General features: G+C 67.9%; 9 protein-coding genes. 5 read left to right on the top strand and 4 right to left on the bottom strand.

The features are described 5' to 3' along the window. The first annotated feature begins 111 nt into the window (after positions 1 to 111). The 3 genes from VH569_RS00390 to guaB all read left to right on the top strand — a co-directional run bounded on the left by VH569_RS00390 (position 112) and on the right by guaB (position 3,510). Positions 112 to 1,134, top strand: a complete 1,023-nt coding sequence (locus VH569_RS00390; RefSeq protein WP_109052107.1) for a Ppx/GppA phosphatase family protein — start codon at positions 112 to 114, stop codon at positions 1,132 to 1,134. A gap of 83 nt (positions 1,135 to 1,217) precedes the next feature. Continuing rightward, positions 1,218 to 1,925, top strand: coding sequence for an RlmE family RNA methyltransferase (locus tag VH569_RS00385; protein WP_423313129.1), 708 nt, complete (start codon positions 1,218 to 1,220; stop codon positions 1,923 to 1,925). Between the two features lie 106 nt (positions 1,926 to 2,031). Next, positions 2,032 to 3,510 (top strand): IMP dehydrogenase, encoded by a 1,479-nt coding sequence (guaB, locus tag VH569_RS00380; protein WP_423313127.1) that lies wholly within the window; start codon positions 2,032 to 2,034, stop codon positions 3,508 to 3,510. Positions 3,511 to 3,540: 30 nt separating this feature from the next. Here the strand turns inward: guaB and VH569_RS00375 are convergent, their stop codons facing one another. Then, a complete protein-coding gene (locus VH569_RS00375; protein ID WP_098739412.1) occupies positions 3,541 to 4,077 on the bottom strand; it encodes a hypothetical protein in 537 nt (178 codons plus the stop codon). A 200-nt stretch (positions 4,078 to 4,277) separates the two neighbouring features. Between VH569_RS00375 and ligA the strand changes: the two genes are divergently transcribed. Beyond that, positions 4,278 to 6,605, top strand: coding sequence for an NAD-dependent DNA ligase LigA (gene ligA, locus VH569_RS00370; RefSeq protein ID WP_423314100.1), 2,328 nt, complete (start codon positions 4,278 to 4,280; stop codon positions 6,603 to 6,605). 213 nt (positions 6,606 to 6,818) lie between these two features. Beyond that, on the top strand, positions 6,819 to 7,238 hold the full coding sequence (locus VH569_RS00365; RefSeq protein ID WP_423313124.1) for a bacteriohemerythrin: 420 nt from the start codon (positions 6,819 to 6,821) through the stop codon (positions 7,236 to 7,238). A gap of 267 nt (positions 7,239 to 7,505) precedes the next feature. On the opposite strand, the gene lpxC is transcribed toward VH569_RS00365, so the two are convergent. The 3 genes from lpxC to ftsA all read right to left on the bottom strand — a co-directional run bounded on the left by lpxC (position 7,506) and on the right by ftsA (position 12,182). Next, the gene (gene lpxC, locus VH569_RS00360) at positions 7,506 to 8,441 is read right to left on the bottom strand and encodes a UDP-3-O-acyl-N-acetylglucosamine deacetylase (protein WP_423313122.1); all 936 of its coding nucleotides are present in this window, start codon (positions 8,439 to 8,441) and stop codon (positions 7,506 to 7,508) included. A 416-nt stretch (positions 8,442 to 8,857) separates the two neighbouring features. Further along, positions 8,858 to 10,783, bottom strand: coding sequence for a cell division protein FtsZ (gene ftsZ / locus VH569_RS00355; RefSeq protein ID WP_423313120.1), 1,926 nt, complete (start codon positions 10,781 to 10,783; stop codon positions 8,858 to 8,860). Positions 10,784 to 10,907: 124 nt separating this feature from the next. Further along, entirely contained in the window at positions 10,908 to 12,182 is a 1,275-nt protein-coding gene (gene ftsA / locus VH569_RS00350; RefSeq protein WP_098741034.1) for a cell division protein FtsA, read from the bottom strand. Positions 12,183 to 12,262 lie beyond the last annotated feature (80 nt).

Here is a 12,262-nt window from a genome sequence, read left to right as displayed (position 1 = left end):
GGCGCAGAGGTGACCTGCGGGTCGCCGCCGGCGGAATCCGAGTCGAGAGGGGTTCCCGCCGGACTGCGATCCGGGTTACACTCCGCTCTTTAGGTGCTGCGGGGACGGTACGTGGATCTACAGGTGCAAAGCGAGCGGCAGAACGACACCGGACGGTTGCGTTCGTCGGCGCTGGTGCGCCCGGTCTTCGCCGCGCTGGACCTCGGCACCAACAATTGCCGCCTGCTGATCGCCAAGTCGGCGCCGGGCGGCTTCCGCGTCATCGACGCCTTTTCCCGCATCGTCCGCCTGGGCGAGGGGCTGAGCCGCAACGACCATCTGTCGGAGCCCGCGATGGAACGCACCATCGCGGCCCTGCGCGTTTGCGGTTCCAAGATCGAGCGCCGCGCTTGCACCGCCGTCCGCGCCGTCGGGACCGAGGCCTGCCGCCGCGCCAGCAACACCGCCGCCTTCGTCGAGACGGTGGAGCGCGAGACCGGCATCCCCCTGGAAATCATCTCCAGCCAGGAGGAGGGACGGCTGGCGCTGGCCGGCTGTGCCGCATTGCTGGAGCCGACCCATCCCTATGCCATCGTCTTCGACATCGGCGGCGGTTCGACCGAACTGATGTGGTTGCAGGTGGAAAAGGGCAGGGCGCCGCGCCTGCTCGACCAGACCTCGATCCGCTGCGGTGTCATCGGCCTGACCGAGGAATATGGCGGCCCCAACGTCACCCGCGCCAACTACACCCAGATGGTGGAGGCGGTCGCCGACGCCATCGCCCCGTTCGAGGCGCGCAATCGCATCCAGAGCCGCGTCGCCGCCGGCAAGGTGCAGATGCTCGGCACTTCGGGCACGGTGACGACGCTGGCCGGCGTGCATCTGGGGCTGTGCCGTTACGACCGCCGGGCGGTGGACGGCAGCTATCTGCGGGTCGACCACGCCCGCGCGGTGATCGACCATCTGGTCGCGCAGGATTTCGACGGCCGCGCTCGTCATCCCTGCATCGGCCAGGACCGTGCCGATCTGGTGGTCGCCGGCTGCGCCGTTCTGGATGCGCTGTGCGACGTCTGGCCGGTGGAACGGCTGCGCATCGCCGACCGCGGCTTGCGCGAAGGAATTCTGGTGGACCTGATCGGGGCCGCCGGCGAATGAACCGGTAACGACACCGGATGTATGATCGGGCAGGTGGGGAAGGCTTCCCGCCTGCGCCGGATGACCGAGGAACAGCAGCGATCATGACCGAAAAGACTCCGTCGACGCGTCCGGGCGGACGCCGTGCCACGGTCCGTGTGAAGACCGCCGGCAAGCGCACGGAATCCTCCAAGCGCTGGCTGGAGCGTCACCTGAACGACCCCTATGTGGCCGAGGCGACCAAGCGCGGCTACCGCTCGCGCGCGGCGTTCAAGCTGTTGCAGCTGGACGAGAAGTTCCGCCTGCTTGCCCCCGGCAAGCGCGTGGTCGATCTCGGCGCCGCCCCCGGTGGTTGGACCCAGATCGCGGTGGAGCGGGTGCAGACCGCGAAGGAGGGCTGGAAGGTTGTCGGGCTGGACATCCTGCCGATGGACCCCGTCCCCGGCGCCACCATCATGCAGGCCGACTTTCTCGAGGAAAGTGCCGCCGACCGGTTGAAGGACGCGCTGGGCGGTCCGGCCGACCTTGTGCTGAGCGACATGGCCGCTCCCACCACCGGCCACCAGCAGACCGACCATCTGCGCATCATGGGGCTGGCCGAGGCCGCCTATGATTTCGCGGAGGAGGTGCTGGCCCCCGGCGGCGCCTTCGTCGCCAAGCTGTTTCAGGGCGGGGCCGAGCGCTCCCTGCTCGACCGGCTGCGCCGCGACTTCGCCGTCGTCAAGCACGCCAAGCCGCCGGCCAGCCGCGCGGAATCGTCGGAGACCTATGTGGTCGCCACCGGCTTCCGCGGCGGCAACGTGGACGACTGACTACGACTCTTTTCGCACTTGCATAACAGATGCTGTGTGCGCACGGGTTCACAAGCCCATGGTCTTGTGTATAAGTGCGCCACGTTTATCTTCCGGGAGATTCCACATGGCGCGCGACACCAAAATCCGCGAAGCCCTGACCTTCGACGACGTCCTGCTGGTTCCGGCCGAAAGCTCGGTGCTGCCGAACGACGTGGACACCCGGACAAGATTGACGAAGACCATCGAGCTGGGTATCCCGCTGATGTCCTCAGCGATGGACACGGTGACCGAGAGCCGCCTCGCCATCGCCATGGCCCAGGCCGGCGGCATCGGTGTCGTCCATCGCAACCTGACCATCGAGCAGCAGGCCGAAGAGGTCCGCAAGGTCAAGCGGTTCGAATCGGGCATGGTCGTCAACCCGATCACCATCACGCCGAACGCGACGCTGGCCGACGCGCTGGAGCTGATGTCCTACCACAAGATCTCCGGCATCCCGGTGGTCGAGAGCCGTGACGCGCGCGGCAGCGGCAAGCTGGTCGGCATGCTGACCAACCGCGACGTCCGCTTCGCCACCGATCCCAAGCAGCCGGTCAGCGAGCTGATGACCAAGGATCTGGTGACCGTCCGCGAGGGCGTCAGCCAGGAGGAAGGCAAGCGTCTGCTCCACCAGCACCGCATCGAGAAGCTGCTGGTGGTGGACGAGGATTACCGCTGCATCGGCCTCCTCACCGTCAAGGACATCGAGAAGGCGCAGGCCTATCCGAACGCCTGCAAGGACAGCAAGGGCCGGCTGCGCGTCGCCGCCGCCACCGGCACCGGCAGCGACGGTCTGGCCCGTGCCGAGGCTCTGTTCGACGCCGGCGTCGACGTGCTGGTGGTCGACACCGCGCACGGCCATTCGCTGAAGGTGCTCGATCAGGTCCGCGCCGCCCGCGCTTTGTCCAGCTACACCCAGGTCATCGCCGGCAACGTCGCCACCGCCGAAGCGGCCAAGGCGCTGATCGACGCCGGTGTGGATGCCGTCAAGGTCGGCATCGGTCCGGGCTCGATCTGCACCACCCGCATCATCGCCGGCGTCGGCGTGCCGCAGCTGACCGCTGTGATGGATGTGGTGGAGGAGTGCGAGAAGCACGGCATCCCGGTGATCGCCGACGGCGGCATCAAGTATTCGGGCGATCTGGCCAAGGCGATTGCCGGCGGTGCCAGCGTCGCCATGCTGGGCAGCCTGTTCGCCGGCACCGACGAAAGCCCGGGCGAGGTCATCCTGTTCCAGGGCCGCTCCTACAAGAGCTATCGCGGCATGGGCTCGGTCGGCGCCATGGCGCGCGGTTCGGCGGACCGTTACTTCCAGCAGGAGGTTTCGACCATGAAGCTGGTGCCGGAAGGCGTCGAGGGCCGCGTCCCCTACAAGGGCCCGGTGTCGGCGGTCATCCACCAGCTGGTCGGCGGCCTGCGCGCGGCCATGGGCTACACCGGCAGCGCGTCCATCGCCGAGATGCGCGAGAAGTGCCAGTTCGTCCGCATCACCAATGCGGGCCTGCGCGAAAGCCACGTCCACGACATCACCATCACCAACGAATCGCCGAACTACCGGCAGGGCTGACGGTGATTTCGGGAGCGTCGCCGCCGGCAGTCACCCGGCGGCGACGCTCCCCTCCGCCACCATCTTCCAGGGCTGCCACCCGCCCAGCCGCACGCCGACCGCGAGGCTGGTGAAGGGGATCCGCAGTTCGATGTCCCGCGGCTGGAAAAAGGTCAGGCGTTCCGGTTCGCCCCTGTCGTCGAATTCCAGCCGGGCGCCTTTCGGCTCGGGTGCATACTCGTCGCTCATCACCTGCCAGATTTCCAGGTCGCTGCCGTGGTTGGTGATCTTGTACTGGCCGCAGCGCCAGGTCGCCGCTTCGCCGACGCTGCCTTCCACCACCTTCTTGTCGCCTTCCATCCGCACGTCGCCGATCCCGGCGGCCTCGCCCTTCATCGACGGACCCTGCCGTTCGGCGCGGAAGCCCAACCGCAGCCATGCCGAGCGGCTGTGCGGGATCAGCCGGCGCACCGCACGCGCGTCGTCCGCCGCGAAATGGTCGGGGTCGTCGTAGAGGATGCGGTCCAGCGCGGCGGCGACGATCATGCGGTCGTCGATGCGCAGGTCCGGTGCAGTGGCTTTGCTCATCAGGCCAAGGGACTCCGAAGGGTGTGCCCATAGTATATAGGGACTTACGCAGTCCGTCGCCCCGATGAGGCCCGCACCCCGACAGACTCCCGAAACCGGTTCCCAGGCGCTATCCTGCGCGGCCCTTCTCCGGAAGACCCCGATTCGTCACGAGACGCGCCATGCAGGACCTGTTCGACACGCCGCCCAATCCCCGCAGCATCGCCCCCGATGCCCTGACGCCGGACCAGGCGGCGGCGGAGTTGGCGGCGCTGGCCGCCGAGATCGCCCATCATGACCGGCTCTATCACCAGCAGGACCAGCCGGAGGTCTCCGACGCCGATTATGACGCGCTGGTCCGCCGCAACCTCGCCATCGAGGCGCGCTTTCCCGAGCTGCGCCGCGCCGATTCTCCCAGCCTGCGCGTCGGCGCCGCCCCGGCCGCTGGTTTCGGCAAGGTGCGCCATGCCATCCCGATGCTGTCGCTGGGCAACGCCTTCGCGCCGGAGGATGTGGCGGAGTTCGATGCCCGTGTCCGCCGCTTCCTCGGCCTGTCCGACGATGCCCCGCTGACCTTCGTGGCGGAACCGAAGATCGATGGGCTGTCCTGCTCGCTGCGCTATGAGAAGGGTGAACTGGTGCTGGCCGCCACCCGCGGCGATGGGGCGGAGGGTGAGAACGTCACCGCCAACGTCCGCACCATCCGCGACGTGCCGCACCGCCTGCCGGCGCCCTTCCCCGAGGTGCTGGAGGTCCGCGGCGAGGTCTATATGAGCCGCGACGATTTCCTGGCGATGAATGCCGCCCGTACGGAGAAGGGCGAGCAGCTGTTCGCCAACCCGCGCAACGCGGCGGCCGGCAGCCTGCGCCAGCTCGATTCCTCCATCACCGCGTCCCGGCCGCTCTGTTTCTTCGGCTATGCGCTGGGCGACGTGTCGGAGCCGATTGCCGAGACCCAGTGGGGTATCCGCGAGCGGCTGAAGGGCTGGGGCTTCCAGTTGAACCGCCCGGCGGAGCTGTGCGACGGCAAGGACAAGCTGTTGGCCTATTACGAAGGCATCGGCCGGCGGCGCGCCGGTTTGCCTTTCGACATCGACGGTGTCGTCTACAAGGTCGACAGCCTGGAGCTACAGCAGCGGCTGGGCTTCGTCAGCCGGGCGCCGCGCTGGGCCATCGCCCACAAGTTCCCGGCCGAACAGGCGCAGACCCGGTTGAAGGAGATTACCATCCAGGTCGGCCGCACCGGTGCCCTGACACCGGTGGCGGAACTGGATGACATCACCGTCGGCGGCGTCGTCGTCAGCCGCGCCACCTTGCACAATGAGGACGAGATCGCCCGCAAGGACATCCGTGTCGGCGATCTCGTGGTGGTGCAGCGCGCCGGCGACGTCATCCCGCAGGTGGTGGAGGTGGTGCTGTCGCAGCGCCCGGCCGACTCGATCCCCTATGTGGCGCCGGAGACCTGTCCGGTCTGCGGCAGCCTCGCCATCCGCGAGGCGGGCGAGGTGGTGCGGCGCTGCACCGGCGGGCTGATCTGTGCCGCCCAGGCCAAGGAGCGGCTTCGCCATTTCGTCTCCCGCGACGCCTTCGACATCGAGGGGCTTGGCGAGAAGATCATCGAGGAATTCTGGGACGAGGGTTTCATCAAGTCGCCGGTCGATATCTTCACCCTTGAGGGCCGCGTCGAGCTGATCGGCCGGCCGGGCTGGAAGGAAAAATCGGTCCAGAACCTGTTCAAGGCCATCCAGCAGCGACGCGACGGCATCGACCTGCATCGGGTGATCTACGCGCTCGGCATCCGCCATGTCGGCGAGGTGACGGCCAAGTCGCTGGCCCGCCACTACAAGACCATGCAGGGCTGGGTCGACGGCATGCTGGCGGCGGAACAGGCGATGCCCGGCCAGGAATGGCGCGACCTTCACGCATTGAGCGGAGTCGGTCCGGTCACGGCCGATACCATCCTCGCCTGGTTCGCCGATCCCGAGAGCACGTCCAAGCTGGACTTCTATGCCGGCAACGACGCGCTGCGGCTGGAGACCATCATCGGTTCGCTCGGCATCAAACGGCTGAACACCCGGGCTGCCCAGGCGCTGGCCACCCGCTACGGCACCCTGTCCGACTGGCGGGCGGCGATGGAGCGTGCGGTGGCGCAGGCACCGGGTCAGCCGTGGCTCGATCTGGTCGCCACCCCCGATGTCGGCGAGGTGGCGGCCGAGGAGTTGGCCGGCTTCTTCGCGGAGGAGCGCAACCTCGTCATCGTCCGCGGCCTGATGGAACGGTTGACCGTGCTGGACGCCGAGCTGCCGAAGGCCAGCAACTCCCCCATCGCCGGCAAGACGGTGGTCTTCACCGGAACGCTGGAGCGGATGACCCGGTCGGAGGCGAAGGCCCGCGCCGAATCGCTCGGCGCCAAGGTGGCGGGCTCCGTTTCCGGCAAGACCGACTATCTGGTCGCCGGGGCGGACGCCGGCAGCAAGGCGGCCAAGGCCAAGGAACTGGGCGTCGAAATCCTGACCGAGGACGAGTGGCTGGCCAGGATCGGCGGCTGACCGGCGCCACCTTCGGCCTTCGCCAAAATGTCGCATCCCCGTTCGACCGGATTGACGGACGGGGATTGGCGGAGTGAGATCAGAAAACGCTTATAGTCAGAAGCGCAACGATGCCGGACAGGTGGACCGCCCCGAAAACGGGACGGCGCCGACGGGCGGTCAACGCCCGCACCCGCCTGCCCGGCTGCCAACGAAGGGGATGAAGGAAACGCCATGGAGCCAATTCAGTGGTCGCGCTGGATGAGCGTGGGCAACGACGCGCTGGACGAGGATCACCGCGTCCTGATCGCCATCGTCAACAAGTTGTATGATGACACGAACCGCCAGGACCCGGCCCTGATCGAAGCCATCCTGGACGAGCTGATCGCCTACACCCGCCATCACTTCGCGGAGGAGGAGGCGCAGATGGAGCAGTTGAACTATCCGACCTTCGCCGCGCACAAGGCCCTGCACGACCGGCTGACCCGGCAGGTCGAAAGCTACCGCGACGAATTCCGCGCGGGTGGCAGCCGGATCAGCGGCGAAGAGGTGTTCCTGTTCTGCTCCGATTGGCTGGGCAAGCACATCCTCAAGGAAGACACCCGCTTCGGTGAATATGCCGGCACTGGGGCGGAGATGGTGGCGGCGGGGTAGGGAACGCCCTTCCTGTCCCGAGAGGGGGCTCTCGGCACTCATGCAAATCCCACATTAAGAAAATTACCTAAAATACTGAAATAAATCGGAAATCGGGAAATTCCACCAAATTGCGCAAAGCGCCCGCTCCGAGAGGGGAGGGCGCTTTTCTTTTGCGTGGGCCGCGTCAGCGGCAGGGGAGGGGAGTGCGCCAAAGAAAAAGCCCTCCCCGGTGGGGGAGGGCAGGGGCAGACCTCTCGAAATACCATCCTGGAAAGATGGCGGCGATCAGGCGACCGCCAGCTGCTCCAGGCCGCGACGCGCGACCGGCAGCGACACCGCCGTCTCGTAGCGCCAGGCGCTGCGGTCGGCGAACAGCGCACGCAGCAGCTGGTTGTTCAGGGCATGGCCGGAGCGCACGCCGTGGAAGTGGCCGACGATCGGCGTACCGGCCAGATACAGGTCGCCGACGGCGTCCAGGATCTTGTGGCGCACGAACTCGTCCTTGAAGCGCAGACCCTCGGCGTTCATCACCGTATCGCCGGAGATGACCACCGCGTTGTCCAGCGAGCCGCCGCGGGCGAGGCCCATCTTGCGCAGCCCCTCGACCTCATGCAGGAAGCCGAAGGTGCGGGCGCGGCTGATCTCGTCCTTGAAGCTGTCCGGATCGATCTCCAGGGCGCGGGCCTGACGGGAGATGGCGGCGCTGTCGAAATCGATCTCGAAGCTGTAGCTGGTCGCATCGTCCGGGGTGAAGGACGCGCTCTTGACGCCGTCGCCGATGGCGACAGGCTTCAGGATGCGGATGAAGCGGCGGGGCGACTTCTGCACGGCGATGCCTGCCTGCTCGATGGCGGCGACGAAGGGAGCGGCGCTGCCGTCCATGATCGGCACCTCGATGCCGTCCAGCGAAACCACGGCGTTGTCGATGCCGCAGCCGGCCAGCGCTGACATCAGATGCTCGATCGTGCCGACGGTGGTGCCGTGGTCGTTGCCGATCACGGTGCACAGGCGGGTGTCGACAACCGTGTCCCAGCGCGCCGGAATTACAGAGGCCGCACCACGAAGGTCGGTGCGCAGGAAGGTGATCCCGGAATTCGCATCGGCCGGCGAAATCGTCAGCGTGACGATGACGCCCGTATGCAGCCCGACGCCGGCGATGGTCACCGACTTCTTCAGGGTCTGCTGGAACATGCCGTCCACGTTGCTGCGATTGTTGGCCACGATGTCTTTTCCATCTTGGTCGTGAGGGAGAGGCTTCCGGCGATCCGCGCCGCTTGATCTTGGGAGATCATCGCGTCGGTGGCTTTCGCTTTCGACCATACTGATAGGTAACACCGGGGATCGGAAATCGGCAAATCACTCATTGTTACCGTTTGTTGCAGGGCAAAAGTGGTGCGCAAGACAAGCAATCAGTTGTTTGAGGCAAGTGGCGTGAAATAAAAAATCCCCGGCGACGCACGACGGCATCACCGGGGTCCGAAAGGTTCGGTCAGGTTGTGGAGCCGCCGGCGCCGCGATTAGGAGGCTGCGGCGACGGCGGTTATCTCCGGCTTTCGCCGGGATCGGCCGGCCGCCAAACCCGACATGTCGTCGGGGAAGGCGGCCAAGATCGGTTTACGTCCGGACGTTCCCGCCGCTCAGTTGGCCTGACGGCGCAGGAAGGCCGGAATGTCCAACTCCTCCTGCTCGCCCGGCTTGCCATCGGCCCGCGGGGCCGGAGCCTGCGCCTGCGGAGCGGTGGGGTACGCTTGGGCATGCTGCGGAGCGGACTGCTGCGGCGGATAGACCGGCTGCTGCTGCGGCGCCGGATACTGCTGGCCCGCCGGGTAGCCCTGGTGGGGAGCCTGCGGCTGCTGCTGCGGGTAGGCGGGCTGCTGCTGCGGATAGCCCTGGGGGGCCGGCTGGTACTGCTGCGGGGCCGGCTGCGGCTGATAGACCTGCGGCGCGGGCTGCTGCTGCACCGGTTGCGGCGCCGGTTCGGACTTGCGGCCCAGGCCGGTCACCAGACCGAACAGGAAGTTGCCCTTGCGGGCCGGCGCCGGTTCCGGCGCGGGCGCCGGGGCCGGACCGACGGACAGGCCGCCCGGATGCTGCTGATGGCCCTGCGGGGCGGCGTGGTGATGCTGCGGCGCCATCGGGGCCGGCTGCTGCGGCTGGTGCTGCGGCTGCTGGTGGCCCTGCATCTGCGGCGCCTGCGGGGCGTGCTGCTGGTGGGCCGGCTGCTGCGGGGTCGACAGCGGCGCGGCGCCGACGGTCACCGGCTGGCGCGGACCGGCGTCGGCCGGCTTCGGCGCGAAGAAGTGGCCGCCCTGGTTCTCGCCATGCAGCGGACCGGCGGCCGGCTTCGGCGCCTCGACAGGCTGCTGGCCATACTGCTGGGCCGGCTGCTGCTGGGCCGGGTCGTGCTGGATGGCGGCGGCACCGGCGGTGACCGGCTGCGGCGTGCGCAGGCCGGCGGCGGCGCTGGGAATGGCCGAGCCCTGGGCGGCGGCCGGAGCCGGGGCGCCGGTCAGGTTGCCGGGAGCGGCCGGCTTCTTGGCACGGTCGCCGACCAGCGACAGGTTGACCGGGTGCAGGGTGCGCGGGTTGCTCATCGCTGCGGCGTCGATGCCGGTGGCGACGACCGACACGCGCATTACGCCGTCCAGCGAGCTGTCGAAGGTCGAGCCGAAGATGATGTTGGCGTCGGGATCGACCTCGTCACGGACGCGGTTGGCCGCCTCGTCGACCTCGAACAGGGTCATGTCGTAGCCGCCGGTGATGTTGATGAGGACGCCGCGGGCACCCTTCATCGACACGTCGTCCAGCAGTGGGTTGGAGATGGCGGCCTCGGCGGCCTCGATGGCGCGGCGTTCGCCGCCGGCCTCGCCGGTGCCCATCATCGCCTTGCCCATCTCGGTCATCACGGACCGGATGTCGGCGAAATCCAGGTTGATCAGGCCGGGCATCACCATCAGGTCGGTGACGCCGCGCACGCCCGAATGCAGAACGTCGTCGGCCATCTTGAAGGCGTCCGCGAAGGTCGTCTTTTCGTTGGCGATGCGGAACAGGTTCTGGTTCGGGATGATGATGAGGGTGTCGACATACTGCTGCAGCTCGGCGATGCCGCCTTCCGCCAGCCGCATGCGGTGACCGCCCTCGAAATGGAAGGGCTTGGTGACGACGCCGACGGTCAGGATGCCGCGCTCGCGGGCCGCGCGCGCGATGACCGGGGCCGCACCGGTGCCGGTGCCACCGCCCATGCCGGCGGTGATGAAGACCATGTTGGAGCCTTCGAGATACTGGACGATCTCGTCGATCTGCTCCTCGGCCGAGGCACGGCCGACGTCCGGCTTGGAGCCGGCGCCCAGGCCACGGGTGGTGCCGGTGCCCAGCTGGATGCGCTTCTCGCACAAGGAACCCTTCAGCGCCTGCGCGTCGGTGTTGCCGACGACGAAGTCCACGCCTTCCAGGTTCGACTTGATCATGTTGTTGACGGCGTTGCCGCCGGCCCCGCCGACGCCGAACACGGTGATGCGCGGCTTCAGTTCGGGCTCGATCTGGGGGATGGTCACGTTGATCATTCTATTCAGGCCTCCACAACCTGTTTTCGTTGGGTTTGATGTTTGATATGCCGCGACCGGCGCCCGGTTGTGTCCGGTGTCTGTCCGTTCGGGAATCGGTGAATGGCGGCTGCGGAAAGGATCATTACAGATTCTCCCGCAGCCACAGGCCGACGCGGCCGAGGAGCCCGGTGGACGCGACCGCCTCTTGGCCGGTCACCATCAGCTCCGTCGGGTTGCGGACGGCATGTAGGAGAAGGCCCGCCACCGTCGAGAAGGCCGGTCCGCCATGCGCCTCGTTGAGGCCGGCGATCCGGGTGGGGCGGGCGATGCGGACCTGCTTGTCGAGGATGGGGGCGGCCATCTCGCGCGTGTTGGGCAGCTGGCTGGCGCCGCCGGTCAGGACGACGCGCCGGCCGACCAGCTGGGAATGGCCGGACTGCTCGATGGCGCTGCGCACCTCTTCGAAGATCTCTTCCATCCGCGCCTGGATGATGCTGACCAGGAAGGAGCGCGGGTGGCTGGCGGTGCCGCTGCCGCTGCGCTCGTCCTCGCCGATCTGCGGCACCTCGATCATCTCGCGCTCGTCGGCCGGGTTCACCCGGGCGCTGCCGTAGAGCACCTTCAGCCGCTCGGCATGGACCAGCGGAGTCGCCAGCCCGTGGGCGATGTCGTTGGTGACGTGCCGGCCGCCCAGGGGGACGAAGCCGGTCCACACCAGATTGCCCTCGGCGAAGATCGAGATGGTGGTGCCGCCGCCGCCGATGTCGACGCAGGCCGCCCCCATCTCCATCTCGTCCTCGACCAGACAGGCGAGGCCGGAGGCGAAGGGGCTGACGACGATGGACTCGATGTTCAGGTGGCAGCGGGCGATGCAGGCGTGCAGCGTGCGGATGGCGCCGGCCGCGGCGGTGACGACGTGCAGCTGGGCGCCCAGCGTGTGGCCGCTCATCCCCTTGGGATCGCGGATGCCGCGGCTGCCGTCCAGGGTGAAGCCAAGCGGGATGGTGTGGATCAGCGCCTGATCGGGGCCGGCCTGCAAGGTGCGGGCATGGGCCATGGCGCGCCGGATGTCGCCCTCCGTCACCTCCTGGCCGGAGACCGGGACGGTGGCGGTGAAGGCATGGGAGCGGGGGTGGCCCATCGACAGGTTGACGACGACGTCATGCACCGTCTCGCCGGCCATCTGTTCCGCGGCATGCACGGCGGCGCCGATCGAGGTCTCCGCCGCCTCCATGTCGATGATGGTTCCGGCGCGGATGCCCGTGGCGATCTGGTGGCCGACGCCGATCACGCGGAGGGAGCCGGGCTCCTCCATCCGCGCGATGACGCAGCACACCTTCGTCGAGCCGACGTCCAGCGCCGTGACGATCCCGCCACGGGCCGGCCGCTTCGGCTTCTTGGCACCGTTGAATCCCATCCCGAACATGCCCCCCAAGACTTTCCCTCGACTCCTGTCCGCCGGCGACGGGCGCTTCCCCACAAGCGCCTGTCGTCACC

Source organism: Azospirillum sp. 11R-A (assembly GCF_049472615.1).
Lineage (GTDB): Bacteria > Pseudomonadota > Alphaproteobacteria > Azospirillales > Azospirillaceae > Azospirillum > Azospirillum palustre.
Note: the sequence above shows the minus strand (reverse complement) of the source record. Positions and strands in the feature narration are given on the sequence as shown.